The organism is Aeromicrobium terrae (assembly GCF_008039565.1).
GTDB lineage: Bacteria > Actinomycetota > Actinomycetes > Propionibacteriales > Nocardioidaceae > Aeromicrobium > Aeromicrobium terrae.
In genome coordinates, this window is the sequence record NZ_VDUX01000002.1 from 127,754 (window position 1) to 153,469 (window position 25,716).

The window sequence follows — 25,716 nt, forward strand, 5'->3', positions numbered from 1 at the left end:
TCGTATCCGCCCGTAGGCTGGTCCCCATGCCCTCCCTCGACGTGAACCTGCCCGACGTGGACTGGGGACCGCCGGTGGCGGCGCTGGTCCGCATCGCCATCATCATCGTCGTCGGCATCGTGGTGCGATGGCTGGCCAATCGGGCCATCGACCGGATCGTCGCCCGGGCCAGCGTCATCAACCACGACCGCCCCACGTCCGGCGAGCGACGCCAGCAGCGCGCCCAGACGATCGGGTCGCTGCTGAAGAGCGTCACCACCGTCGTCATCGTGGCGATCGTCTTCGTGACGGCCCTCGACCAAGTGAACTACAACATCGCCCCGATCATCGCCAGCGCCGGCATCGTGGGCGTGGCCCTCGGCTTCGGCGCACAGAACCTGGTGAAGGACTACCTCAACGGCGTCTTCATGATCCTGGAGGACCAGTACGGCGTCGGCGACGTCGTCGACCTCGGCGAGGCCTCCGGCACCGTCGAGTCGGTCGGGCTGCGCGTCACCCGGCTCCGCGACGTGAACGGCACCGTCTGGTACGTCCGCAACGGCGAGGTCCTGCGCGCCGGCAACTCCAGCCAGAACTGGGCGCGGACGGTGCTCGACATCACCGTGGCCTACGACTCCGACCTCGACCAGGTCCAGCAGATCCTCCAGGAGGAGGCCGAGTCCATGTACGCGGACCAGCGCTTCCACGACGTGATCATCGAGGAGCCCGAGGTCTGGGGCGTCGAGCGGTTCGACCGCGACGGCGTCGTCGTCCGCGTGGTGCTCAAGACCGCACCCCTGCAGCAGTGGCTCGTGGCCCGCACCATGCGCCAGCGGATCAAGGCTCGCTTCGACGCCGTCGGCATCCGCATCCCCACGTCCTTCATCCCCGGACCCGACCTCGGAGGCGAGGCATGACGCAGCCGGATACCGAGCAGACCTTCTACGAGGAGATCGGCGGTCACGAGACCATCGCCCGGATCGTGGAGGTGTTCTACGAGGGCGTCGCCACCGATCCGGTGCTGCGGCCGCTCTACCCCGAGGAGGACCTCGCCCCCGCGGCGGCGCGCTTCACGATGTTCCTCGTGCAGTACTGGGGCGGCCCCACGACGTACTCGACGCAGCGCGGGCACCCGCGGCTGCGCATGCGGCACGCGCCGTTCGCCGTCACCCTGACCGCGCGCAACCACTGGCTCAAGCACTTCCGCGACGGCCTCGACGCCGTCGACCTCACACCCGAGCAGGACGCCCGGTTCTGGGAGTACGTCCAGCACGCCGCCGACTTCATGGTCAACTCGGCGGAACCGACGGACTAGGGCAAGGCGGCCTCGAGCGCCGCGCGCTCCGCGTCGTCGAGCTTCCGCGACGACTGGGTGGCCATGTCGAACCCGACCAGGATCGCCAGGGCCGAGCCGTACCGGCCGCCCTCGATACGCGTCATCGAGCCGAACGACGACGTGCTGACGTGCGCGACGTGGGTCTGCACGCGGTAGGGCTCGTCGCTCCACGGCATCGGCTCGCCCAGGTCGAGCTGCACGCGACCCACCACGAACCGGCCGGCCTCGCGGTGCGGGAACGTGGTGCCGATGCCCATGATCCGAACCTCCTGGAACAGCTCGAACAGCCGCCCGATCGTGACGAAGCCGTCGGGACCGAGGTCGGTGCGACGCAGCTGCATCGACAGCTCCGAGCCCGCCTCGTCGACCATCGGCTCCGGCGTGCCGCGCTCGAGCACGATGCGGGCGAACACGGCGCTCCCGTCGTTGCCGCAGATCTCGTAGGTCTCGACGTCGTCGGTGACGTCGGAGCGCACGAGCACCGGCTTGCTGCTCAGCAGCAGCGGCCGCAGGAAGTCGACGGTCGCACGCCGGACCTGCTCGTGGTGGCCGAGCTTCGCCCGGACCTCCATCGCGTAGTCGACGTAGACGACGTTGTTGACGTGGTTCAGCGAGTCGAGGTCGGCCCACCGCATGGGCACATGAGTTTCCTGCACACGGAGATGATCGCAGTGCCGACCGCCGCCCGCGGCCCGGCACCCCCGCCGCTACTCGATGACGGCGATGACGTCGCCCTCCTGGACGATCTGGCCCTCGGTCACCGGAATCTCGATCACGGTGCCGGCCGACGGCGACGGCACCGGGATCTCCATCTTCATGGTCTCGAGGACGGCGAGGACGTCGCCGACGGCGACCTCGTCGCCCACGGACGCCACGAGCTTCCAGACGTTCGCGACGATCTCCGCACGGGCCTCGGCCATCAGCGGGCCGACTCGTGGCTCAGCAGGCGCAGCGCGTCGACCATCCGGCCGCGGGTCTCCTCGGGGAAGATCACGTCGTCGACGATACCGGCCTCGGCGGCCAGATAGGGGCGCGCGACGTTCTCGCGGTACTCCGCGGCGAGCTGGTCGCGCAGGACCGTGGGCTCCTCCGCCTCCTTGAGCGCGCGACGGTGCAGCAGCGCGACCGCCCCGCCGGGACCCATCACGGCGATCTCCGAGCCGGACCAGGCCCAGGTGAAGTCGGCGCCGAGCGAGCGGGCGCCCATCGCGATATACGCGCCGCCGTAGGCCTTGCGGACGACGACCGTGAGCACCGGGGACTTCGCCTCGACGTACGCGCGGAGCATCGTGGCGCCCTGGGTGATGACGCCCCGCCCCTCCTCGACGGTGCCGGGCAGGAAGCCGGGGACGTCGACGAACGTGAGGATCGGCAGGTCGTAGCGGGCGCAGAACTCGACGAACCGCGAGATCTTCACCGACGCCTTGGCGTCGAGGATGCCGCCACGAGCCTTCGGCTGGTTGGCGACGACCGCGACCGGGCGGCCGTCCAGCCGGCCGAGCAGCGTCAGGACGCTGGGCGCGTGCGTGGGCATGAGCTCGAACCGCTCTCCCGCGTCGAGGACGCCGTCGAGCACCTCGTGCATGTCGAACACGACGCTGGACTTGTCCGGCACGACGAGCGGCAGGCGCTCCACGGCGACCGGGTCGGCCGGGCGCGGCTCGACGACCTTGGCCGCGCCGCCGACGCGGTTCGGCAGGAACGACAGCAAGGTGCGGGCCGCCTCGAACGCGGCCTCCTCGGTGGGCACCTCGAGGTGGGCGACGCCGGAGACGGTGGTGTGCAGCTGCGAGCCGCCGATGTCGTCGGCCGACGCGTCCTCACCGGTGGCGGCCTTCACGATCTCCGGACCGGTCAGGAACATCTGGCCCTGGCCCTTCACCATGATCGTCCAGTCGGTGAGCGCCGGCGAGTAGGCCGCGGCGCCCGCGCAGGGGCCCAGGATGAGCGAGATCTGCGGGACCACGTGGCTGGCCTCGACATTGTTGGCGAAGATGCCGCCACAGCCGTGCAGCGCGTGGATGCCGTCGTGGATGCGCGCGCCGCCGGAGTCGTTGATGTAGACGATCGGGTAGCCCTTGTCGATGGCCAGGCGCTGCGCGCGCTGGACCGTCTCGGCGAAGACCGCACCGATCGCCCCCGAGGCCACCGCCGCGTCGTGACTGATCACGACGACGGGGTGACCGCTGGTGGAGCCCCACCCGGTGACCACGCCGCTGCCGCCCGTCGGACCCGCCTTGCGCAAAGGCACCATGGGCACGAACGTGCCCGGGTCGACGAACGCCTCGGCGCGTTCACGAGCGGTGTAGACGCGTGACCCTTTCGGTTCCACCCGGACCGCCAGCTCGTCGCGTCGCTGCGCGAGGACGCTGCGGTGGTCCGTGTGCTCCGGAGCGGTCCGCTCCGTGTCGACTGAGGTCACGTCGTCTCCCTGTTCGTAAAACATGAGGCTTTCCTCAACTATACAACAAGATGAGGAATTCCTCATGTTTCGTTCGCGGTGTCTCTGCGGCAGCGGACCTGCTAGCGTGCAGTCGTCTAAGCAAGCGCTTACCTCGAGGAGAACGTCGTGACCGACACTCGCACCGCGATCGTCACCGGAGCCGCCCGTGGGATCGGCGCCGGCACCGCCCAGCGCCTCGCCGCCGACGGCATGAAGGTGGCCGTCCTCGACCTCGACGAGGGCTCGTGCGCCGGCACCGTCGACGCGATCACCGAGGCCGGCGGCACCGCCCTGGCCGTCGGCGCGGACGTGAGCGACCCCGCCAGCGTCGACGCCGCCGTCGAGCGCGTGGTCGCCGAGCTCGGCGCGCCCACCGTGCTCGTCAACAACGCCGGCATCATCCGCGACAACCTCCTGTTCAAGATGACGGTCGACGACTGGGACTCCGTCATGGCCGTGCACCTGCGCGGGGCGTTCAACACCACCAAGGCCGTGCAGCAGCACATGACCGAGGCGAAGTGGGGCCGGATCGTGAACCTGTCGAGCATCTCCGCGCTCGGCAACCGCGGCCAGGCCAACTACTCGGCCGCCAAGGCCGGGCTGCAGGGCTTCACCAAGACCCTCGCCATCGAGCTGGGCAAGTACGGCGTCACGGCCAACGCCATCGCACCGGGCTTCATCCAGACCGACATGACCGCTGCCACGGCCGAGCGCATGAAGATCCCGTTCGACGACTTCATCAAGTGGAACGCCGAGCAGATCCCGGTCGCCCGCGTCGGGCAGCCCGAGGACATCGCGCACACCGTCTCGTTCCTGGTGAGCGAGGGCGCGGGCTTCGTGTCCGGCCAGGTCATCTACGTCGCCGGCGGACCGAAGGCCTGACCGCGTGAGCACCGAGGGGCTCGACACCGACGCGCTCAGCACCTGGCTCGACTCCGCCGCGCCCGGCCTGCTCGAGGACCCGCTCGAGGCGTCCCTCATCACGGGCGGCAAGTCCAACCTCACGTACGCCGTCACCGACGGGACGCGCGAGGTCATCGTCCGCAGGCCTCCCCTGGGGCACGTCCTGGCCACCGCGCACGACATGTCGCGCGAGTACCGCGTGATGACCGCCCTCGCGCCGACCGACGTACCGGTGCCGGAGACCTTCGCACTCTGCGAGGACGAGTCCGTGATCGGCGCGCCGTTCTACGTGATGGAGCGCGCGGCGGGCCTGGCCTACAGCCGGGCCGACCAGCTCGCCGGCCACGGCCCGGAGCGCACGCGGGCGATCACCGAGCGCCTGGTCGACACCCTCGTCGACCTGCACGCGGTGGACTACGAGTCCGTCGGTCTCGGCGACTTCGGGCGCCCGGAGGGCTACCTGGAGCGTCAGGTCGCCCGCTGGAAGAAGCAGCTGGACGCGTCCCGCAGTCGCGAGCTGCCGGGCATGGACGACCTGATCGCGATGCTCGACGCCGACATCCCCACCGGCGGCGACTCGACGATCGTCCACGGCGACTACCGGCTCGACAACGTCCTGGTCGACGACTCCGACTCGATCACCGCCGTCCTCGACTGGGAGATGTGCACGCTCGGCGACCCGCTCACCGACGTCGCGATCCTGCTGGCGTACCAACAGCTCGCGGAGGCCGCTCCCCCGGGCACGACGGCGGGGCTCGTCACCGACGCGCCGCGCGCACCGGGATACCTGCCCCGCGACGAGGTGCTCACGCGGTACGCCGAGCGGTCCGGACGTGACGTGAGCGACCTGCACTTCCACGTCGCCTTCAGCTTCTTCAAGCTGGCCGTCATCCTCGAGGGCATCCACTACCGCCACAGCCACGGGCAGACGCTGGGTGCCGGCTTCGACGGCATCGGCGACCTGATCGAGCCGTTGATCCAGGCCGGACTGCACGCCGGGAGCGCTACCGACCAGTAGGGTTGGCGGCGTGACGGCCGAGATCCTCGAACCCCGCCGCCGCCCGACGCAGGAGCGCAGCCAGAAGAAGTTCGACCACCTGCTGCAGGTGGCGCGTGAGCTGCTGCTCGAGGTCGGCTTCGAGGCGTTCACGATGGAGGAGGTCGCGCGCCGCGCCGGCCTGCCGATCGGCACGCTCTACCAGTTCTTCCAGAACAAGTACGTCATGGTCTGCGAGCTCGACCGCGTCGACGCCGTCGCCGTCCGCCAGGAGCTCGAGCAGTTCGCCAGCGAGATCCCCAGCCTGGACTGGCTGAAGTTCCTGGACCGGCTCATCGACCACGTGGCCGCCCTGTGGGCCAGCGACCCGTCCCGCCGCGCCGTGTGGCACGCCGTGCAGTCGACGCCGGCCACGCGCGCGACCGCCGCCGTCACCGAGCGCGAGCTCGCCGCCGACGTGGCCCGCGTGCTCGCGCCGCTCACCCCCGGCACGCCCCGCGATCGTCGCCGCATCATGGCCGAGGTGATCATCCACGTGGCCTACTCGATGCTGAACTTCTCCATCCGCGACGGCCAGAGCCACGAGGAGGCCGTCGTCGAGCTGAAGCGCCTGCTCGCGGCCTACCTGCTGTCGGCCGACACGTCGAGCTGATCAGGTCCCGGCGCTCACGGCCAGGACCGTCACCGCGACCGCGGACGCACCAGCCACGACGGACACCAGCGCCGGAAGTCGTCCGTCGCGAAGCAGGAGTGCGAAGCGGGGCTCGGCGACGGAGGCCGCGGTCCACGGTCCGCGACGCAGGTAGGTCAGGACGAGCCAGAGGGCGAAGACGACGCAGCCGGCGCTGAGCACGACGGCACCGGAAGCCCCGTCGTCGAGCGCGACCTTCGCCACGAACAGCTCCACCACGACGTACGAGAGGGTGGTGCGTCGCCACGCGAGCATCGTGCGCTCCTGCTGCGCGCCCGGTGGCGGCTGACCGGTCACCCGGTCGACCCGACGACGATCATCGCCGCCGCGGTCACCGCGACGGCCGCGACCAGCACCGCACCGGCCGCGTTGGACGGCAGGGGCCGCCCCTCTCGGAGGGCACGCTCGGTCCGGACCCAGCCGACCCAGGCCTGGAGCGCCGCGGCCAGCCCGGCCACGGCCAGGAGCGTGGAGGCGCTGCGGGCCAGGGCGTCCGTGACGTCGAGGTCGAAGGCGTGCACGCCAGCGGCGCCGGCCAGCAGCGCGAGGGTCGTCCGGATCCAGGCGAGGAATGTCCTCTCGTTGGCGAGCGAGAACCGCGGGTCCGGCTCCTCACCATGGTCGTACAGCCCTCGGGGCCATCGCTGTTCCGTGTCGGTCATGCCGTCATCGAGCCTCGAACGGGTCCCACGTCCCGTCGAGGACCTCGATCACGCGGACGTCGTGCGCCGGCAGCGGCAGCCAACCGTTCTGAGTGACTTGGTCGATGGACCGGCGCCAGGCCGTCAAGTCGTGATGGATCCCGGGCGGGACCCGTGTGGCCCTGGCACCGGCCCGCGGGACCACCCCGCCGAGGTTGTCGTACGTGGTGAAGAGGTCGCCGCACAGGAGGAAGGACCGGTCCGGACGCTCGACGAGCAGGGACTGGCTGCCGGGCGTGTGCCCCGGGGTCGGGACGATCACCAGGCCGTCGTCGAGTCGGACCACGCCGTCTATCGCATCGGTCCGGTCGAGGGTCGCCGACCACGACGGCGTCCGCCCCTGCTCCCAGGAGTCGTACGGCCGCCACTGCTCGACGTCGGGCGTGAACGCGAACCGGAGCTCCTCCCGCTGGACGAGGAGCCGGGCGTTGGGCACGTCGTCGAGCCCGACGCAGTGGTCCCAGTGGAGGTGGGACGCGACGACGGTCGTCACGTCGAACGGATCGACGCCCGCCTTGCGCAGGGCCTCGCCGACGCCCACGCGCCCGGAGACTGCGGGGCGCCCGGGCACCGCAGGAGCGTCCTCACCGGGAGGGCCGAGGTCGAACAGCACCGGCCCACGGGCCCCGCCCTGGACCAGGAACGCGTAGACCGGGACCGTCTGCTCGGCGCCGGCGCCCTGGCCGTAGAGCCCGACGGACGTCGGCACTCCGACGAGCTCGGCGAGCCGCAACGGAGTGACGCTCAGCTCCATCCGTCCTCCTTCGTCCTCATCCGGGGATGTCCGTGCTTCCCTCGCTCCATCCGAGCAGACGTCGCTCGACGAGCTCGAGCACCCCGGTCATCACGGACACCATCACGACCAGGACGAGCAGGATCGCGATGACGTTCGCGATGTTGAACTGACTGCTGTAGGTCTGCAGCAGGAGTCCCAGCCCGTTCTGCGCGGCGATCATCTCCCCGATCACCGCGCCGCCGGTGCAGTAGACGATCGTCAGCCGCAGGCCCGCGAAGAGGGACGGCAGGCACCACGGCAGTCGGACGTGCCAGAACAGCTGCTGCTCGCGAGCGCCGTAGAGCCGCGACATGAGCAGCATGTCGCGGTCGACGTTCTTCAACCCGCCCATCACGGCGACCAGGACGATGAAGAACCCGAGCGACGTCGCCAGAGCCACCTTGGAGGTGGCGCCGATGCCGAACCACAGGATGAACAGCGGGCCGAGGGCGATGCGCGGCATGCTGTTGATCGCCGTGAAGAACGGCGCGACCAGCGCGTTCAGCGAGCGGTTGCGGTCGAGGACGATGGCAGCGGCGACGCCGAGGACGGCCGAGAGCCCGAAGGCGACGACGACCTCGTAGAGCGTGACCCGCAGGTTCGGCCACAGCTCCTCGCCGGTGAGGAGGTCCCACGTGGCCACGGCGACCTGGCGCGGCGTGGAGACGAAGGCCTCGTCGAGCCAGCCGATCTGGGTGCTCGCCTTCCACGCCAGCAGGATCGCGACGAGCAGCAGGGCCCGTGCACCTGCGAGGTATCCCGGGCGAGACAGGAGGCGGCCACCGCTGGAGGTGCGGACCTTGGTGAGCGTCGTGACGGTCATGCGCCCATCCCCCGTCGCAGCGCGTGCCAGGCGGCGCGATAGATCTCGTGGAACTCCGGGCTCTCCTGCAGCTCCTCGGACGATCTCGGCCGGGCGATCCGCACCGGGACCTCCTCGACGATGCCGCCACCGTTGGCCGCCATCACGATCACGCGGTCGGCGAGGACGACGGCCTCGCCGATGTCGTGCGTCACGAAGACGACGGTCTTGCGGTTCTCCTCCCAGAGGTTGAGGAGATGGTTCTGGAGCACCAGCTTCGTCTGGGCGTCGAGCGCGCTGAACGGCTCGTCGAGCAGGTAGATGGAGCGTTCGACGGCGAACGCCCGGGCCAGGGCGACCCGTTGGCGCATGCCGTGCGACAGGGCGGCGGGCAGGAGACCGACCGCGTGCCCGAGCCCGACCTTCTCCAGGTACGACTGAGCACGTCCGGGTCGCTCGCGCCGCGGGACGCCGGACAGACCCAACGCGTACTCCACGTTGGACTGCACGGTGCGCCACGGCAGCAGGGCGTCGCGCGCAAGGATGTAGGCGATGTCGGGCCGGCCCGCCGAGGGCGGTGAGCCCCCGACGGCGGCCGTCCCGGCGTCAAGCGGCACGAGCCCGGCCACGACGTTCATGAGCGTCGTCTTGCCGCAGCCGCTCGCCCCGACGATCGCGACGAACTCGCCCGGCTCGATCGTCAGGTCGAGGTCGGCGAAGACGGGCCGGTCCCGGCCGAACGAGACGGTGACCTGGTTCAGCTCGATCCCGTTCGCCGAGGCCATCGACCCATCCTGTCGCGGTTCGTCGCGATCGACCAGGTTCGTCATGGACACGTGTACTCCTTCGGTGCGACGTCAGCCACGAGGTCGGCACGGTCGTACACCTGCTTGAGCTGCTTGTTGTCGACAAGGAGCTGCTGCCACGTCTGCAGCGACTGGTCCTTGATGGTGACGCCGAAGCTGGGAAGGCTGTTCTTCACCATCTCCTTGTACTCGGCATCGTCCAGCGCCGGAACCGGGACGGACTTCTTGAGGATCGTGACCAGCTCGTCGAGGTTGGCCGGGTCGCGGTACCAGCAGAACGCGTCCTCGTTGGCCTTCACGAAGCGTTCGATCATCTTCGGGTTGCTCGTGACCGCCTTCGACGAGGCCCACCAGCCGTTGTAGTCGAGGTTCGCGATCTCCTGCGGCCCCTCGCCGGCGACGAGGTCCACCGCGACCTTGGCCTCGCCAGTCGACTCGGCAATCGACGGAAGCGGCTCGGTGGCGATGTAGGTGTCCACCGTCTTGTTCTTCAGGGCGGCGCGGGCCGGGTCACCGAGCCCGACGGCCAGGAACGTGACGTCCTTGGCAGAGTGGCCGGACTTCGTGAGCAGGACCTCATCGAGGTACTGCAGCGAGACACCCAGCGCGATGACGCCCCATTTGCGGTCGACGAGGTCGTCGATGACGTCGGGGAATCCGGAGCCGAGATGGGGTGTGTCGACGTCCGAGCGGACGAGGAGCTTGAACGGGACGCGCACCGTGTTGCCCGCGACCGCCCGCACGGGCAGGTTCTTGCTGACGGCCACCGCGAGGTTGTCGTAGGAGTTGTTCACGAAGTCCACGCTGCCGCTGGACAGGCTGGCGGTCATCGCCGGGCCGTTGGGGATCTTCGTGAGCTCGACCTTGAGGCCGTTCTTCTCGAAGAAGCCCTTCTCCTGGGCGACCAGAGCCGGCATCGAGACAAGCGCTCCGGGGTAGTACGCGACCTTGGCGGAGATCGAGCCGCCGGAGGACGAGTCGTCGCTCCCGCTCCCGCAAGCGCCGAGGGTCAGCGCTAGCGCCAGGGCGCCGGCGCCGAGCCGGAGCGTGTTCTTCGGTCGGGTCATGGGGTTCACGATGTCTCCTTGATATCTGGATTGACGGACCGGATGACGATCGGGAACACGTGCACCACTCCACGCATCGTCAGACCACCCCCCTGGTGTGCAGCGTCGCGATCTCGTTCTCGTCGAGTCCGACGAGATCTCGCAACACGTCATCGGTGTGCTCGCCGAGCGCAGGGGCCGGCGTGCGGATGGTGCCCTCGAAGCCGGTGAAACGGCCGGCCGGCGCCTGCATGGCCCTCGGCCTCCCGTGGCGGTCCGGCACCCGGACGATGGAGCCACGCTCTGCGATGTGCGGGTCGGCGAAGATGTCCGCCGCGGAGTTCACCGGACCCGCGGCGACGCCGGCGGCGGTGAGGTCGACCATCAGCGACTCGAGGTCGTGCTCAGCAACGAAGTCGCTGACCCGCGCCTCGATCCTCCGGCGCAGCTGCACCCGGTCGGTCATGTCGCCGACGTCGGCGAGGTCGTCGGCTCCCATCGCCTTCACCAGGCGCTGCCACATCTGGTCGGTCGACGCGGGCAGGGCGAGCCAGTGACCGTCGCGCGTCCGGTACAGGTTGTTCGGACTGATGTGCGGGTTCTCGTTCCCCTGCCGCATCACCGGCTGGCCGGTCACGTCGTAGTCGGCGATGAAGTCCTCCATCATCCGCAGCAGCGGCTCGTACAGCGCGATGTCGACGAGTTGTGGCTCCCCGGTGAGGTCACGCTGGCGCAGTGCCAGCATCGCTGCGAACGCCCCATACATTCCGGTCACCCCGTCCGCGATCGGGTAGCCGGCGAACACCGGCGGCCCGTCCGGAGCCCCGGTGCGGTGAGTGAGACCGGCGAACGCCTCCGCGACGCGAGCGAAGCCCGGCCGGTCCGCATACGGGCCGGTGCGCCCGAACGCGCTGATGTGCACCATCACCAGGTCGGGTCGCCAATGCACCAGCTGGTCGAAGTCGATCCCGAACCGGCGCAGGGTTGCCGGACGGAAGTTCGTGATGACGACGTCGACGGTGCCGACGATCCGTCCGACGAGCTCGCCGGCCTCCGGGTGGTGCAGGTCGATCGTGACGCTGCGCTTGTTCCGCCCGAGCACCGACCAGTGGGCGGACTCGCCGTCCACCACGGGCGGGTAGGTGCGAGCGGGGTCGCCGGCCGACGGCTCCTCGACCTTGATGACGTCCGCGCCGAACTCGGCGAGGAGCGACGAGGTGAGCGGGCCCGCAAGGATCGTCGACAGGTCGAGCACCGTGATGCGGTCCAACGGCGCTCGCGTCATAACCCGTGCCTTTCATGAGAAGCCCTCGACTGGTCGTCGATGGCTCCACTTTTGCCGACCCCGCCCGAGACGGGAACACAGCAGGACCTACCGGCGGTGAAAGCTTTTGGTTATCGTCGAGCCATGCGAGTCGAGCGGGCACGCTACTTCCTGGCGGCCGTGGAGACGGGATCGTTGCGCGCCGCGGCGGCCCGTTGCGGCATCAGCCAGCCGGCCATCGGGCAGCAGATCGTCCTGCTCGAGGAAGAGCTCGACGTCGTGCTGCTGACCCGCAGTCGCACTGGCGTGCGTCCCACGCCGGCGGGCCAGGCCCTGATCGAGCCGCTCACCCGTCTGGTGACCGCGGAGGACGGCGTCCTGGACGCGGCCACGGAGTCCGGCGGGGCGTATCAGGGCCGCGTGGCCATCGGCGCCGTCTCCGCAGCGGCCGAGATCGTCATCGCGCCGATCGTCGGCCTGCTGCGCAAGGACCACGCCGGCCTGCGCTTCTTCGTGTCCGAGGCGTCGTCCACGGAGATCGAGGCGGCGGTGGCGACGGGCGATCTCGACCTGGGCGTCGTCAGCGAGCCCGCCGGCCCTCCGCCCACGTCCGTCTCGCGCATCCACCTGTTCTCGTCGTCGGTGGGCATCGTGGTCCGGGTCGACCACCTGCTGGCCGAGCGTGACTCCGTGGCGTGGAAGGACCTCGAGACCTGGCCGATCGTGACGCTCCGCGAGGGGACCGTCCTGTGGGGCCGGCTCCACGACGCGCTTCCGGCGGCGGACGTGGTCGTGCAGTCCGCCTCGGCGCGCTCGGTCAGGCTGATGGTCGCCCAGGGTGCGGGCATCGGGATCGTCGGGTCGGCCGGACACCCCGACGACGACGCCGGTCTGCGGTGGATCCCGATCCGCGACGCGGAACCTCTGCGTCTGTGCCTGGTCCAGCGGTCGGACACGCGTCCGTCGCGCTCGGCGCTGACGGTCCGGCGCCTGATCACCGAGCAGGCAGAGGGGCTGGACGTCGACGGCGTCGCCGCGAGGCCGGCGTCACGTGCTGCGGACTAGGACCGCGTAGGCGGTCGCGTAGTCGCCGTCGTGGCTGAGGGAGATCTCGATCGAGACGTCCTCCAGGTGCTTGGCGACCTCGCCGTGCAGGCGGATGCGCGGACGGCCCCAGGCGTCGGTCACGACCTCGATCAGGCCGAGGGCCTCGTCGCCCATGACCGGCGCCGAGCCGTGCAGCGACGCCGACCAGGCCTTCACCACCGCCTCCTTCGCGGCCCAGCGAGCCGCGAGGTGGCGGGACGCATCGGTGGTGCGACCGTTCGCGTCCCGCCGCTCCCCCGGCGTGAAGACGCCCTCGAACCGCGACCCGGGCTGCTCGAGCTGCTCCGCGAATCCTGGCACGTGCACCAGGTCGACCCCGACGCCCAGGATCGTCACGCGTAGACGCCTTCCTCGCCGAGCCGTGCCGCCGGGTCGAGCAGCATCGCTGCCTCCCGGTCCTTGACCTCGTCACCCTTGCCGAGACGGCGCCCGGACGTCTTCTGGTACGCCGGCTCACCACCGCACATCACCCGGGCCAGCCGGAGCCGGCCCTCGACGACGCGCTCGCGCGACCGGGCGAGGTAGTCCTCGTGCTGGGTCGGGTCGAGCGACGCGACGAACGCCTGCGGGTGCACCAGCGCGATGATGCCGGCGACGTGGCCGAAGCCGAGGCTGGTGACCAGGCCCGCCTTCAGCGATCCGGCGGCCAGGGGCTCGCGCAGCCACACCAGGTGCTCGTGCTCGTCGAGGACCTCGTCGACGCAGTCGAGGCTGCGGTTCGGCGGGACGACCCCGGACGCCAGCACCTGGCTCAGGCCGATGAGCTGGAACGCCGCGGCGCCGCCCTTCGAGTGGCCGGTCAGCGACTTCTGCGAGACCACGAACAGCGGGTTGCCCTCGCTGCGGCCGATCGCCGCAGCGAGCCGCTCGTGCAGCTCGGACTCGTTCGGGTCGTTCGCGTCCGTCGACGTGTCGTGCTTGCTGACCACGCCGATGTCGTCGGCCGTCAGGCCGACCGACGCCAGCGAGCGGGCCAGCGCCGACTCGCGGCCACCGAGTCCGGCGGCCAGCGCACCGATGCCAGGCGCCGGGATCGACGTGTGCACGCCGTCGGCGAAGGACGCGGCGTAGGCCACGACGCCCAGGACCGGCAGGCCCATCCGGGCCGCGACGTCGCCACGGGCCAGCAGCAGCGTGCCGCCACCCTGCGACTCCACGAACCCGCCGCGACGGCGGTCGTTGGCGCGGCTGACGCGACGGGCGTCGATGCCCTTGGCCAGCATCGCGTCCGTGTCGGCCGTGGCCGACATGTCCGCGAACCCGACGATGCCCTCGGTGCTGAGGTCGTCGAAGCCGCCGGCCACGACGAACTCGGCCTTGCCGAGCCGGATCTTGTCGACGCCTTCCTCGACCGAGACGGCCGTGGTGGCGCAGGCCGCGACCGGGTGGATCATCGCGCCGTAGCTGCCGACGTACGACTGCACGACGTGCGCCGCGATGACGTTCGGCAGCGCCTCCTGCAGGATGTCGTTCGGGTTGCTCTCCCCCAGCAGCGTGTTGATGTACAGCGCGTGCATGGAGCTCATGCCGCCCATGCCGGTGCCCTGGGTGTTGGCGACCAGCGCCGGGTGCACCCACCGCATCAGCTCGGCCGGCGTGAAGCCGCTGGACAGGAACGCGTCGACGGTGCAGACGAGGTTCCAGACGGCCACGCGGTCGGCGGACTCCAGCATCTCGGCCGGGATGCCCCACACCGACGGGTCGAAGCCGGTCGGGATCTGCCCGCCGACGGTGCGGCTGAGCGACATCCGGCGCGGCACGCGGATCTCGGTGCCGGCCTTGCGGGTGACGGTCCACTCACCATCGGGCGTCGACGCGATCGTCGTGCGCTCCGGGTCGGCGGCGTGCATCGCACGGGCCTCGGCCTCGCTGCTCACCGTGAAGGCGAGGTCCTGGTCGAGGAAGACCGACGTCAGCAGCGGGGCACTGTGATCGACCATCGAGCCGTCGTCCACGTAGGTGCGGATGCCCACGCGCTCGACGACGACGTCGTGGTACCGCTCGTGGATCTCCGCCTCCGGCACGGCGTCGCCGCTCTCGCGGTCGTACCAGCCGCCGGCCGCGTCGTCCCAGGCCACCAGCCCGGTGGTCCAGGCCAGCTCGAGCACGCCGGCCGCCGAGAGCTCCTCGTCGACCTCCATCTCGAACCGCGTCCGCGCCGAGCCGTAGGGCCCGAGCTCGCCGGCGCCCACGACGACCACGAGGTCCTCCGGGCGAGCCGAGACGTCACCCCACTCCGGGGTCGAGGGCTCGGGCAGCTGCGCGGGTGAAGGAGCAAGCGCCGGAATGGTGGCTTCGACGCGCTCAACCACCGTCTCGGTCCTTGAGCTTGTCGAAAGGACGTCCGACCCGAGCGCTCGCAGGTCCAGGTCCGCCTCGCCCAGACCGCCGGTCAGGTCGACGGTCAGCGGCGCGCGGGTGGCGGACTCGCGGGCCCCGGCGGTGCAGAGGCTGAGCAGCTCGGCCGCCATCTCGTCCGGCGAGTACGTCCGGACGCCGGCGGCCTCGACGGCCTCGACGAGCGGGTCGTTGCCGCCCATGAGGCCGGTGCCACGGACCCAGCCGATGATGGCGTGGGCCAGCGTGACTTGGTCGCCCCACGTGCGCTCGGCGCGCCACTTGGTGGCGATCGCGTCGAGCGCGGCCTTCGCCTCGCCGTAGGCGCCGTCGCCGCCGAACATGCCGCGGTTGGGAGAGCCCGGCAGGACCACGTGCAACCGGCCCGCGAGAGCACCGATCAGGCGCTCGACCGACCACAGCAGGATGCGGGTGTCGACCTCGGCGCGGCTGCCCGCGTCGGTCAGGTCGCCGGCCACGCGACCCGCCGCGAACGGGAACAGCAGGGTCGGCTTCAGCGCCGGCTTCACGACCGTGGTCGTGCTGCCGACGGTGCGGGTCTGCTCGGAGGTGATCCAGGAGGCCAGCGCGTCGACGTCGGCGAACGACGCCATGTTGGCCGGCACCACCCAGAGGGCGGCACCGCCGCGCGCGTGGCGGCGGTAGAGGTCGCGGAAGAACCGCAGCTTGCCGGTGTCGAGGTTCGACGTGGTGGCCACGACGGTCGCGCCGCCGGCCAGCAGACGGCCGACGACCGCGCCCGCGATCGAGCCCTTGCCGGCTCCGGTCACCACGGCGATGTCGCCGGCGTAGATGCCCGGCTCGTCGGTGCGTGCCTCGGCAGCGATGCTCACCAGACGCGCCCGGAGGTCGGCGTCCTCGGTGGTGCGAGCCCACCACTCGGCCTGCCGGGCCACGGCCTCGCCAGTGCCGACGAAGGTGGCCTCGACGTCGGAACCGGACACCAGGCGGGCGAGGTCCTCGCGGGCGCTGGCCCAGCGGTCGTCGAGCAGCAGGGCGCGACGCTCGTCGAACGCCGGCGCGGTGAGGTTCACCCAGTCGGAGCCGAGCTCGGCCTCGACGCGTGCGAGCACGCGTGCGTCGTCCTCGTTGTTCGCGGCCTCGACCGGCTGGTCGGCCAGGCCGAGTCGGTTCAGCAGGTGTCGCGCGGTGCTGGCGAGCACGCCGTCAGGACCGGTGATCTCGCCGGTGATCTCCGCGAGGGCGGCCGCGTCGACGGTGGCCTCGCCGCCGCCGGCGCTGGGCAGGTCGACGGACACGCCGTGGCGCGCGGCCACGGCCTGGACGCTGGCGTCGACGGCTGCGTCGACGTCGGCGGCCGAGGACAGACCGGAGAGGGTGCCCAGGTCACCGCCGCGGACACTGGTGCCCTCGCGGGTCGCCAGGGCGAGCTCGGCGAGCACGTGCTTCGCCCAGCCGGGGCCGAGCTGCCAGACGTCGATCACGCGGTCGGTGACGGCGGCCTGCTTGCGACCCGTGGGGCCGAGCACCTTCTTGAGGTGGTCGCCGAGCGCCTCGGTAAGCACCGGGCCGAACGGCTTGTAGCCGCGAGCGAGGCCGGTGACCTGCGTCGACAGCGTCGGGAGGTCGGCCTCCGCTGCACCGTCGATGGCGCCGAGCCCGAGCTCGCCGCCCAGGTCGACCAGCAGCTGGTTGCGGCGCGAGGACACGCCGTCGCACAACGACTCGATCGAGTCGGCCGCGCCCATCTGGTCGAGCCGCAGCTTCGTCCACCAGGCGATCAGCAGCCCGGTGCCGTGGGCGGCCGTGAACGGAAGGTCGTCCGGACGCGGCCCGGTGGTTGAGCTTGTCGAAACCACGGTGGTTGAGCTTGTCGAAGCCACCTCCGTCCTTTCGCTCCCCCGCTCGCTGCGCTCGCGGGAGGTGCCCCCTGGCTCACGGACCGTGTCCTCGGGCTCGTCGTCGACGACCGGCTCCTCGTCGGTGGCGAAGAGGACGGCGGCGTCGCGCTCGGCGTTGAGCACCTCGACCGGTCCGGCCGTCAGGCGCTGGACCGCCGGCAGCTTGAGGGTCGACGACGCGAGGTTGGCGACCGTCGGGGCGGAGCCGACGCCGATCTCGACGAACCGCTCGATGCCCAGTCCCCCGTCCTCGATCGAGGCGAACATCAGGTCCTGAGTCTCGATCCAGCGGACCGGGCTGGCGAACTGCCAGGCGAGCAGCTCGATGAGCAGCAGGCGGCACAGCTCGCCGGGGCGGGCGGCCCAGGCGTCGAAGTCGGCCAGCACACCGTTCAGCGGGCCCTCCGGCGCCAGCTCGGCGACAGCAGCGACGAAGTCGCGCTCGAGCGAGAACGGCCGCGGCACCAGGTTCGGGACGTAGCGTCCGGTCAGGATGGCCGGGTCGATCGACGCCGGCAGCAGCTCCTCGAGACGGCTCCGGAAGTCACGGACGCCGCCGCGCAGGACGCGCGAGTGGAACGGGACGTCGATGCCCGGCACCAGGATGAACGCGGCCTTGCCGCCGAATGCCTCACGACGCTCGTCGATCTCGGCCTCGAGCGCCTTCAGGCCGGCGACGGTGCCGGCGATGGCGTACTGCGAGCCCTTCAGGTTGTAGTTGGCGATCTCCAGGAACTCGCCAGTGCGCTCAGCGACGGACTCGACGAAGCCCTTGACCTCGTCGTCGGCGAGTCCGAGCTGCGACGGGCGGATGGCGGCGAGCCGGTAGTTGCTGCGGCCCTCGGCGTCCCGGGGCACGAGCGTGTGCATCACCGAGCCGCGCTGGAAGACCACCTCGACGACGGCCTCGAGCGGGATGACACCGGAGACGGCGGCGAGGGCGTTGTACTCACCGACCGAGTGACCGGCGAGCACGGAGCCCTCGACGAACGCGCCGGCCTCGCGCAGCTCCGCCATCTGGGCGGCGCCGAGCACGGCCATGGCAACCTGCGTGAACTGGGTCAGGAACAGCACGCCGTCGGGGTGCCGGTGCGTCGTGCCCGCGGCGACGATCTCGGTCGGGTTGTCGCGGACGACCTCGAGGATCGAGAAGCCGAGGATCGAGCGGGTGTGCGCGTCGGCGCGGTCCCAGATGGCTCGCGCCGCCTTGCTCCGCTGGTAGCCGTCCATGCCCATGCCCGGGCGCTGGATGCCCTGGCCCGGGAAGGCATAGGCGGTGCGCGGGGCGGCGAGCCGCGCGGAGGCGGCCATGACGACCTCTCCCCCGACGCGGCAGGTGATGTCGACGACCTCGTCGCCGTCCTGCAGGCCGACACGGTCGGCGCGGACGTCGACGGACGCGCCCGGGCGCACCGGGCTCATGAACCGGCTGGTCCAGCCGATGATGCGGCGGCGGGTCTCGCCGGCCAGCACGCGCTGGGCGGCCGCCGAGATCCACATGCCGTGGACGATCGGCTCGCCCAGACCGGCCAGACGTGCGGCCGGGGTGCTGGTGTGGATCGGGTTGTGGTCGCCCGTGACTGCGGCGAACGCGTGCAGGTCGTCGGGGGCGACGACCGTGGCCGACGCCCGCGAGCGACGGGGCGTGTCGACGTGCTGCTCGATGGTGCCGCCGGCGCGCTGGGGGTCACCGAGCGGCGTCGCGCCCGGGCGGCCCCGCACCGCGAGGCGCTCGGTCAGCGTGGCGACGGGCGAGCCCTCGGCCTCGACCTGGACCTCGACGGTGACGACGCGGCCCATGTCGGTGTCGACCACACCGGTCTCGGTGGCGGTCACCGTCAGGGTGGCCGGCGACGACGGGACGCCGTCGGCCAGCGCGATGGCGTGGTCCAGGTGGACGAGGTCGAGCATGCCCTCGACGACCGGGTGGCCTTCGTCAGTTGTGGCGGCGCCGACGACCGCGAAGACGGCGGGCCAGGCGAGTCCGACGAGCACGTCGGGCGCCACGGCCGGGCCGGGCAGTCCGACGACGCCGGCGTGGTCGGCGACCAGGTCGGGGTTCCAGGCGACGTCCAGGGTCGCGACGTGGTCGACGACCTGCGGCACCGAGTTGCCGGCGGCTGTGGTCAGGAGCGCGTGCATCGCGGCTGCGGCGGCGTCGGTGGACACCACGGGTGCCGCACCGGCGGCGACGGCGGGCGAGACGTCGAACGGCAACGTCAGCGTGCGCCCGGCGCGGGACAGGGGCACGGTCAGCTCCACTGTGCGGGCGTCGGAGGCGACGAGCACGGCGCCGGTCTCCGGGTGCTCGGCGCGCGCGTCGTCGGCGGCGACCCACCCGCTGCCCATCTGCCGCCCACGGCCCGGCACCCCCGCCGGGGCACCGAGGCGCTTCACCGGGTTCCGGACGGTGCGACCGGCCCAGACGACGTCAGGGGCGGCGAGGACGAGCGACACGGGTCCGGCGACGGACTCCTCGCGTCGACGACCGACGACCGCCAGCGGGGCGCGGCCGGCGGCCACGACGTCGTCGACCACGGCGGACTCGAAGCGACGCAGCAGGTCGGCGACCGGCTCGTCGACGCGCGTGATGCCCGCGACCGAGACCGGCCCGGGGATCACGCAGACGGCGTCGGCGTCGTAGCGGTCGTCGTGCGCCTGCCAGAGCGAGTCGGAGCGCCACCAGCGCCGCACGTCGGCGTCGAGGACGGGCACGAAGTTGACCGGCTTGCCGGGGCGCTTGCACTCGGCGACGAAGAACGGCACGTCCGCCGGGTGCAGCACGATCTTGGCCGCCTCGGGGTAGACCTGCAGCAGTCGCGCCAGCGCGGCGGCGCCGTCATCGACGGCGTCCTCGGACGCGAACAGCGTCGGGACCTCGCCGTGGTCGGCGTCGTGCAGGCGGGCCTCGGTCCGCTGCAGCATCGCGTGGAACCGGTCCCGAAGCGTCACGTCCAACCACTCCGGATCGCCACTGAGCTCCAGGTATCGGGCCAGCCACTGCGCGTAGGTCATGGTGGCGACGTCGCCGAAGTACGGCTTGGACGTGCGGTTCAGCGCCTCGACGATCTCGTCGCGACGCGCGGCGACGGCGTCGGCGTCCCCGGCGACCTCGTCGAGAAGACGCCCGACGCGGGACGCGGTGTTGTCGATCTCGTGGATGTCGGCGCCGAGCTGGCTGCGGCCCGACGCCATGCCGCCGACGGCCGAGCCCGCCCCGATCCAGTCGGGCGTGCCGGGCGTGTCGACGAGGAGCTGCTTGACCGAGGGAGCCGTGGTGGCCTCCAGCGTCGCCATGGCAGCCGTGCCGACGAGCACGCCGTCGAGCGGCATCGCCGGGAAGCCGTGCTTCCGCGACCAGGTGCCGGTGATGTACGCCGACGCAGCCTCGGGCGTGCCGATGCCGCCGCCCACGCACACGACGACGTTGTCGCGGGCCCGCAGGTCGGCGTAGGTGCTCAGCAGCAGCTCGTCGAGGTCTTCCCAGGAGTGGTGGCCGCCGGCCTTGCCACCCTCGATCTGCACGATCAGGGGCGTCGGCGCGACGGCGTCGGCGATCGCCAGGACCTGCTTGACCTGCTTGACGGTGCCGGGCTTGAACACGACGTGCTCGAAGCCGCCCGCGCGCAGCTCCTCCACGAGCGCGACGGCGTCGTCGAGCTCGGGCACGCCGGCGGTGACGACGACGGCGTCGACGGCAGAGCCGGCCGCGCGAGCGCGCTGCACGAGGCGGTTACCACCCAGGTGCAGCTTCCACAGGTAGGGGTCGAGGAACAGCGAGTTGAACGCGTAGGTGTGGCCGTCGTCGAGGAGCGCGTCCAGGCGGGCGACATTCTCGGCGAAGATCGGCTCGCTGACCTGGCCGCCGCCGGCGAACTCGGCCCAGAAGCCGGCGTTCGCCGCGGCCGCGACGATCGCGGGGTCGACGGTGGTGGGCGTCATGCCCGCCAGCAGGATCGGCGAGCGGCCGGTGAGGCGCGAGAAGCGGGTCTCGGCGTGCAGCGAGCCGTCGGGCAGCGTGACGACGGACGGCGCGTACGCCGACCACGGGGTGGCGAGACGGGGCGCCGCACCAGGCGCGGTGAGCTCACGGTGGCCGCGACGCGTGGTGGTGGCGACGACACCGATGCCCCGCGAGCGCAGCTCGCGGGCGGACAGGCCGGTGGCGACGTCGGCCGGGCCGAGGTCCAGGACCCAGCGAGCGCCGGCGTCCATGACGCGCTCGAGCTCGGTCACCCAGTCGACCGGGTCGACGACGGTGCTGGTCATGAGGTCGCGGCCGCGCTCGTGGTCCAGGCCGCACGCCTCCGCCCACGTGGCGACGAGCTCGGCGCCCTCGTCGAGGTCAGGGTGGTGGTAGGCGCCGCCGACGGCGAGCGTCTCGATCACCGGGGCGAACGCGGCGCCGCCGGTGACCTTGCGCTCACGGTCGGAGCGCTCCTGCTCGGCGCGCTCCTCGAGCAGGCTGACGGCGCGGCGCAGGCCCGCCTCGGGGCCGGAGAGCACGACGGCGCGGCGGCCGTTCCGCATGCGGATCGCCACGCGGCTGGACTCGGGGAGGTCGGTCAGTGCGTCGCGCACGGCGTCGGGGCTCGCGCCGGAGACGCTGACCATGGCCTCGCCCAGCAGGCCGCGACGACGCGCGACGACCTGCGTGGCGGCACCCATCAGGCGGGCGTAGGCGAGGAGCTCGGCCTCGTCCGCCCCGGACAGCAGCTGGGTGGCGAGGACGCCCTGCGAGTGGCCGGCGGTGGCCACGGGAGCGACGGTGCGTGGGTCGAGACCCTGACGGCGCAGCGCGCGGAGGCCGGCGACCTGGGTCAGGAAGATGCCCGGGATCGAGGCCGCGGGAGCTCGCAGGACCGTCGGGTCCGGCAGCTGAGGCGCGTCGTCGTCCTCGGCCGACTCCCCCACTGCCAGCACGTCGAGCCACGCGGTCGGCGTGAACGAGACGCCGCTGCGCAGCAGCTCAGCGGTCACCGGCGCGAGCATCGCGTCCACCCGCTCGACGAGCGCCGCGAGGTCGCCCTCCAGCGCGAAGTCACGGGCCAGCTCGGCCAACGGCTCGAGCCAGGCCGTGCCCTGGCCGCCGAACACGACGGCGTACGGCGTGCCGTCGGCCAAGCGGTCGACGAGGGCGGCTCGGTGCTCGCTGCGGGGATCGGTGATGGGCTGGGTGGGCGTCGCGTCAAGAGTCGTCACTCACCCATGGTGACAAAACATGAGGCTTTCCTCAAGTTTTATATGAGGAAAGCCTCATCTTTTTGATCACGCCGGTGGTCGAGTGCCTCCGCGAGCGCCAGCGAGCTGGAGGTGTATCGAGACCACGCCGGAGGCGAGCCTGACTGCTCGCCAGGTCTCGTCACCCTGACGCCTTCGGCGTGACGCGCTCGACCTCCTCCGGCGCTCGCTCGCTGGCGCTCGCGCCGCCTGCGGACTACACCCCGCCAGTGAGCGACAGTCCCCCGTCGATGACGATCGTCTGGCCGGTGACCCACGCGGCGTCGTCGGAGAGCAGGAACGCGACGACGGACGCGATGTCCTCGGGGACGCCGAGCCGCTTCGCGGGGTAGGTCGCAGCGACCTCGTCCTCGCGGCCCTCGTAGAGCGCGCCGGCGAACCGCGTCTTCACGACCGCCGGGGCCACCGCGTTGACGCGGATGTCCGGTGCCAGCTCGAGGGCCAGCTCCTTCGTGACGTGGATGAGCGCGGCCTTCGACGTGCCGTACATGCCCAGGTTGGGCGCCGGCTTGGTGCCGCCGATCGAGGAGATGTTGACGATCGCTCCCCCGGAGTCCTTCAGCGCCGCGTGGTAGGCCTTCTGCGCCCACGCCACCGCCGAGATCACATTGACCCGCATGATCTTCTCGGCCGCGCCGAGGTCCACGTCGATCATCCGCCCGTAGACCGGGTTGATGCCGGTGTTGTTGACCAGCAGGTCGAGCCGGCCGAACTTCTCCAGCGCCGTCGCGATCGTCTCGGCCTGGTGCGACTCGTCGTCGGCGTGCCCGGCCACCCAGGCGGCGTTCTCGCCGAGCCCCTCCGCGGCCTCGGCGAGCGCCTCGGGCTTGCGCGCCGTGACGACGACCTTCGCGCCCTCGGCCACCAGCCGCTCGGCGATGCCCAGACCGATGCCCCGGCTCGCGCCGGTGACGACGGCTACTTTTCCGTCGAACCTCACGACAGGCGCTCGAGGACCATGGCCATGCCCTGGCCACCGCCGACGCACATCGTCTCCACGCCGAACTGCTTGTCGTGGTGCTGCAGCGAGTTGATCAGGGTGCTGGTGATGCGGGCGCCGGTCATGCCGAACGGGTGGCCGACTGCGATGGCGCCACCGTTGACGTTCAGCTTGTCGATCGGGATGCCGAGCGCCTGCGCCGAACCGAGCGCCTGGACGGCGAACGCCTCGTTGATCTCGAACAGGTCGATGTCGTCGATGCTCATGCCGGCGTGCTTCAGCGCCTGCTTGGTGGCCTCGATCGGACCGAGGCCCATGATCTCCGGGGAGATGCCGGTGACGCCGGTGGACACGACGCGGGCCAGCGGCGTGAGACCAAGCTCCTCGGCCTTCTTGTCGCTCATGATCACCACGGCGGCCGCGCCGTCGTTCAGCGGGCAGCAGTTGCCGGCAGTGACGGTGCCGTCGGGGCGGAACACGGGCTTGAGCTGCGAGACCGCCTCGATCGTGACGCCGGCGCGCGGGCCGTCGTCGGAGTCCACGACGCTGCCGTCGGGGAGCGTGACCGGGGTGATGTCCTTGGCCCAGAAGCCGTCGGCGATCGCCTTCTCGGCCAGGTTCTGGCTGCGGACGCCGAACTCGTCCTGCTCCTCACGGCTCATGCCGATGAGCTGCTGGACGTTCTCCGCGGTCTGACCCATCGCGATGTAGGCGTCGGGGATGCGCCCGTCCTCGCGCGGGTCGTGCCACGCCTCGGCACCGCCGGCGGCGCGCTCCTCGGTGCGGGCGAGCGCGTCGTCGAAGATCGGGTTCTTGGTGTTCGGGCTGCCGTCGGCCATGCCCTGCGCGAACCGGCTGACCGTCTCGACGCCGGCGGAGATGAAGACGTCGCCCTCGCCCGCCTTGATCGCGTGGAACGCCATCCGGGTGGTCTGCAGGCTCGAGGAGCAGTACCGGTTCACGGTGGTGCCGGGAACGTGGTCCATGCCGAGCAGCACGGAGACGTTGCGGCCGATGTTGTAGCCGGACTCACCGGCGGGCTGGCCGCAGCCGACCATGAGGTCGACGATGTCGGCCTCGTCGAGGGCGGGCACCTTGTCCAGCGCGGCGCGCACCATCTGGGCGGTGAGGTCGTCGGGACGCATGTCCTTCAGCGAACCCTTGACGGCTCGCCCGATCGGCGAACGGGCGGTTGAGACGATCACTGCTTCGGGCATGAGGTGCCTTTCGGGGTATTGGCTGGAGGACGTGCGGGGATCAGAAGCCGAGGTCGCGGCCGATGAGCTCCTTCATGATCTCGTTGGAACCGGCCCAGATCTTCGAGACGCGGGCGTCGCGCCAGGCGCGGCCCACGCGGTACTCGTTCATGAAGCCGTAGCCGCCGTGGATCTGCACGCAGTGGTCGATGACCTCGTTCTGCGCCTGCGACGACCACCACTTGGCCTTGGCGGCGTCGATGGCGGTGAGCTCGCCGCGGCTGTGCGCGAGGACGGCCGCGTCGACGAACGCCTCGGCGGCCTCGATCTGGGTGACGAGCTCGGCGAGGAGGAACTTGTTGTGCTGGAAGGAGCCGATGGGCTGCTTGAACGCCTCGCGCTCCTTCGCGTACTGGATGGTCTCCTCGAGGATCTGCTTGGCGTGCGCGACGTTGGACACCGCGCAGGTCAGCCGCTCCTGCGGCAGGCGCTCCATCATGTAGATGAAGCCGCGGTCGACCTCGCCGATCACGCGGTCGTCGCCGAGGCGGACGTCCTCGAAGAACAGCTCGGCGGTGTCGGACTCGGTCTGGCCCACCTTGTCGAGCTTGCGGCCACGGCTGAAGCCCGCGTCGTCGGCCTCGATGCCGAACAGCGTGATGCCCTTGGCGCCCTTCTCCGGCGACGTGCGGACGGCGGTGACGTACAGGTCGGCGGAGTAGCCGTTCGTGATGAAGGTCTTCGAGCCGTTGATGACCCACTCGTCGCCGTCGCGCACGGCGGTGGTCTTCAGCGCGGCCAGGTCGGAGCCGCCGCCCGGCTCGGTCATGCCGATCGCGAGCAAGGTCTCACCCGATGCGACGCCGGGCAGCCAGCGCTCCTTCTGCTCCTGCGTGCAGAGGTCGACCAGGTACGGCGCGACGATGTCGGAGTGGATGCCCACGCACGACGCGAGGGCGGCGTTCACCTTGCTCAGCTCCTCGGCCCACACGGCGTTGAAGCGGAAGTCCTCGGCGCCGGCACCACCGAACTCCTCGGGGACCTCGAGGCCGAGCAGACCCTGCGCGCCGGCCTCGAGCCAGAACTCGCGCGGGAAGGCCTTGTCCTCGATGTGCTTCTCGGCGTTGGGGCGGACGTGCTTGTCCAGGAACGCGGTACAGGTGCCGCGGAACGCCTCGTGGTCCTCGTCGAAGATGGTGCGTCGCATGGGGGTCCTGTCGGTGGAGAGCTCGGAACACGCGTGACTAAGCGCTTGCTTAGCATCCGACG

The 25,716-nt window shown here is 71.2% G+C and carries 21 protein-coding genes; 6 read left to right on the top strand and 15 right to left on the bottom strand.

Annotated elements, in window-relative coordinates:
- Positions 1-26: 26 nt before the first annotated feature.
- Together FHP06_RS04130 and FHP06_RS04135 are read left to right on the top strand one after the other, a co-directional pair.
- Positions 27-896 (top strand): mechanosensitive ion channel family protein, encoded by an 870-nt coding sequence (locus tag FHP06_RS04130; protein WP_147684088.1) that lies wholly within the window; start codon positions 27-29, stop codon positions 894-896.
- A complete protein-coding gene (locus tag FHP06_RS04135) occupies positions 893-1,294 on the top strand; it encodes a globin (protein WP_147684090.1) in 402 nt (133 codons plus the stop codon). Before FHP06_RS04130 ends, FHP06_RS04135 begins: the two co-directional genes overlap by 4 nt.
- On the opposite strand, the gene FHP06_RS04140 is transcribed toward FHP06_RS04135, so the two are convergent.
- From FHP06_RS04140 to FHP06_RS04150, 3 genes are all read right to left on the bottom strand, one after another.
- Complete coding sequence (locus FHP06_RS04140) at positions 1,291-1,956, bottom strand: acyl-ACP thioesterase domain-containing protein (RefSeq protein ID WP_147684092.1); 666 nt, start codon at positions 1,954-1,956, stop codon at positions 1,291-1,293. The genes FHP06_RS04135 and FHP06_RS04140 overlap by 4 nt on opposite strands.
- Before the next feature lie 66 nt (positions 1,957-2,022).
- Positions 2,023-2,235: a biotin/lipoyl-binding carrier protein gene (locus tag FHP06_RS04145; RefSeq protein WP_187271771.1), complete on the bottom strand. Its 213-nt coding sequence runs from the start codon at positions 2,233-2,235 to the stop codon at positions 2,023-2,025.
- Entirely contained in the window at positions 2,235-3,737 is a 1,503-nt protein-coding gene (locus tag FHP06_RS04150; protein WP_230973403.1) for an acyl-CoA carboxylase subunit beta, read from the bottom strand. The genes FHP06_RS04145 and FHP06_RS04150 overlap by 1 nt, the downstream gene beginning before the upstream one ends.
- A gap of 147 nt (positions 3,738-3,884) precedes the next feature.
- Here FHP06_RS04150 and fabG point away from each other — a divergent pair, with 147 nt between their 5' ends.
- Genes fabG through FHP06_RS04165 form a run of 3 tightly spaced genes read left to right on the top strand, consistent with a single transcriptional unit; the run spans position 3,885 to position 6,310 of the window.
- Positions 3,885-4,640 carry a 3-oxoacyl-ACP reductase FabG gene (gene fabG, locus FHP06_RS04155; protein WP_147684098.1) on the top strand — a complete coding sequence of 252 codons (756 nt, stop codon included), beginning with the start codon at positions 3,885-3,887 and terminating at the stop codon, positions 4,638-4,640.
- Between the two features lie 4 nt (positions 4,641-4,644).
- Positions 4,645-5,679, top strand: coding sequence for a phosphotransferase family protein (locus tag FHP06_RS04160; protein ID WP_147684100.1), 1,035 nt, complete (start codon positions 4,645-4,647; stop codon positions 5,677-5,679).
- 10 nt (positions 5,680-5,689) lie between these two features.
- Positions 5,690-6,310, top strand: coding sequence for a TetR/AcrR family transcriptional regulator (locus FHP06_RS04165; RefSeq protein ID WP_147684103.1), 621 nt, complete (start codon positions 5,690-5,692; stop codon positions 6,308-6,310).
- Here the strand turns inward: FHP06_RS04165 and FHP06_RS04170 are convergent, their stop codons facing one another.
- The 7 genes from FHP06_RS04170 to FHP06_RS04200 form a co-directional block, all read right to left on the bottom strand.
- Positions 6,311-6,646 carry a DUF202 domain-containing protein gene (locus FHP06_RS04170; RefSeq protein ID WP_222706355.1) on the bottom strand — a complete coding sequence of 112 codons (336 nt, stop codon included), beginning with the start codon at positions 6,644-6,646 and terminating at the stop codon, positions 6,311-6,313.
- Entirely contained in the window at positions 6,643-7,011 is a 369-nt protein-coding gene (locus FHP06_RS04175) for a YidH family protein (protein WP_147684105.1), read from the bottom strand. The genes FHP06_RS04170 and FHP06_RS04175 overlap by 4 nt, the downstream gene beginning before the upstream one ends.
- A gap of 4 nt (positions 7,012-7,015) precedes the next feature.
- Entirely contained in the window at positions 7,016-7,804 is a 789-nt protein-coding gene (locus FHP06_RS04180) for an N-acyl homoserine lactonase family protein (protein WP_147684107.1), read from the bottom strand.
- Positions 7,805-7,820: 16 nt separating this feature from the next.
- On the bottom strand, positions 7,821-8,648 hold the full coding sequence (locus tag FHP06_RS04185; protein WP_147684109.1) for an ABC transporter permease: 828 nt from the start codon (positions 8,646-8,648) through the stop codon (positions 7,821-7,823).
- Positions 8,645-9,412, bottom strand: coding sequence for an ABC transporter ATP-binding protein (locus FHP06_RS04190; RefSeq protein ID WP_147684111.1), 768 nt, complete (start codon positions 9,410-9,412; stop codon positions 8,645-8,647). Before FHP06_RS04190 ends, FHP06_RS04185 begins: the two co-directional genes overlap by 4 nt.
- 41 nt (positions 9,413-9,453) lie before the next feature.
- Positions 9,454-10,500: an ABC transporter substrate-binding protein gene (locus tag FHP06_RS04195; RefSeq protein WP_187271772.1), complete on the bottom strand. Its 1,047-nt coding sequence runs from the start codon at positions 10,498-10,500 to the stop codon at positions 9,454-9,456.
- Positions 10,501-10,579: 79 nt separating this feature from the next.
- Positions 10,580-11,764 carry a CaiB/BaiF CoA transferase family protein gene (locus FHP06_RS04200; RefSeq protein WP_147684115.1) on the bottom strand — a complete coding sequence of 395 codons (1,185 nt, stop codon included), beginning with the start codon at positions 11,762-11,764 and terminating at the stop codon, positions 10,580-10,582.
- Between the two features lie 123 nt (positions 11,765-11,887).
- Here FHP06_RS04200 and FHP06_RS04205 point away from each other — a divergent pair, with 123 nt between their 5' ends.
- The gene (locus FHP06_RS04205) at positions 11,888-12,808 is read left to right on the top strand and encodes a LysR family transcriptional regulator (protein ID WP_187271773.1); all 921 of its coding nucleotides are present in this window, start codon (positions 11,888-11,890) and stop codon (positions 12,806-12,808) included.
- Here the strand turns inward: FHP06_RS04205 and acpS are convergent.
- The 5 genes from acpS to FHP06_RS04230 form a co-directional block, all read right to left on the bottom strand.
- Complete coding sequence (gene acpS, locus FHP06_RS04210) at positions 12,791-13,186, bottom strand: holo-ACP synthase AcpS (protein ID WP_147684119.1); 396 nt, start codon at positions 13,184-13,186, stop codon at positions 12,791-12,793. The genes FHP06_RS04205 and acpS overlap by 18 nt on opposite strands.
- On the bottom strand, positions 13,183-22,272 hold the full coding sequence (locus tag FHP06_RS04215) for a type I polyketide synthase (protein WP_147684121.1): 9,090 nt from the start codon (positions 22,270-22,272) through the stop codon (positions 13,183-13,185). Before FHP06_RS04215 ends, acpS begins: the two co-directional genes overlap by 4 nt.
- A 235-nt stretch (positions 22,273-22,507) precedes the next feature.
- Complete coding sequence (locus FHP06_RS04220; RefSeq protein WP_147684123.1) at positions 22,508-23,251, bottom strand: SDR family oxidoreductase; 744 nt, start codon at positions 23,249-23,251, stop codon at positions 22,508-22,510.
- Positions 23,248-24,468, bottom strand: a complete 1,221-nt coding sequence (locus FHP06_RS04225; protein ID WP_147684125.1) for an acetyl-CoA C-acetyltransferase — start codon at positions 24,466-24,468, stop codon at positions 23,248-23,250. The genes FHP06_RS04220 and FHP06_RS04225 overlap by 4 nt, the downstream gene beginning before the upstream one ends.
- Before the next feature lie 40 nt (positions 24,469-24,508).
- The gene (locus FHP06_RS04230) at positions 24,509-25,654 is read right to left on the bottom strand and encodes an acyl-CoA dehydrogenase family protein (RefSeq protein WP_147684127.1); all 1,146 of its coding nucleotides are present in this window, start codon (positions 25,652-25,654) and stop codon (positions 24,509-24,511) included.
- Between the last annotated feature and the right edge of the window lie 62 nt (positions 25,655-25,716).

Bases quoted from the DNA above. Each gene is read 5' to 3' on its own strand.
- FHP06_RS04130 (WP_147684088.1), top strand. From the start codon at position 27: ATGCCCTCCCTCGACGTGAACCTGCCCGACGTGGACTGGGGACCGCCG.
- FHP06_RS04230 (WP_147684127.1), bottom strand. From the start codon at position 25,654: ATGCGACGCACCATCTTCGACGAGGACCACGAGGCGTTCCGCGGCACC.
- FHP06_RS04190 (WP_147684111.1), bottom strand. From the start codon at position 9,412: ATGGCCTCGGCGAACGGGATCGAGCTGAACCAGGTCACCGTCTCGTTC.
- FHP06_RS04200 (WP_147684115.1), bottom strand. From the start codon at position 11,764: ATGACGCGAGCGCCGTTGGACCGCATCACGGTGCTCGACCTGTCGACG.
- FHP06_RS04175 (WP_147684105.1), bottom strand. From the start codon at position 7,011: ATGACCGACACGGAACAGCGATGGCCCCGAGGGCTGTACGACCATGGT.
- FHP06_RS04225 (WP_147684125.1), bottom strand. From the start codon at position 24,468: ATGCCCGAAGCAGTGATCGTCTCAACCGCCCGTTCGCCGATCGGGCGA.
- FHP06_RS04195 (WP_187271772.1), bottom strand. From the start codon at position 10,500: ATGACCCGACCGAAGAACACGCTCCGGCTCGGCGCCGGCGCCCTGGCG.
- FHP06_RS04135 (WP_147684090.1), top strand. From the start codon at position 893: ATGACGCAGCCGGATACCGAGCAGACCTTCTACGAGGAGATCGGCGGT.
- FHP06_RS04145 (WP_187271771.1), bottom strand. From the start codon at position 2,235: ATGGCCGAGGCCCGTGCGGAGATCGTCGCGAACGTCTGGAAGCTCGTG.
- FHP06_RS04185 (WP_147684109.1), bottom strand. From the start codon at position 8,648: ATGACCGTCACGACGCTCACCAAGGTCCGCACCTCCAGCGGTGGCCGC.
- FHP06_RS04180 (WP_147684107.1), bottom strand. From the start codon at position 7,804: ATGGAGCTGAGCGTCACTCCGTTGCGGCTCGCCGAGCTCGTCGGAGTG.
- FHP06_RS04205 (WP_187271773.1), top strand. From the start codon at position 11,888: ATGCGAGTCGAGCGGGCACGCTACTTCCTGGCGGCCGTGGAGACGGGA.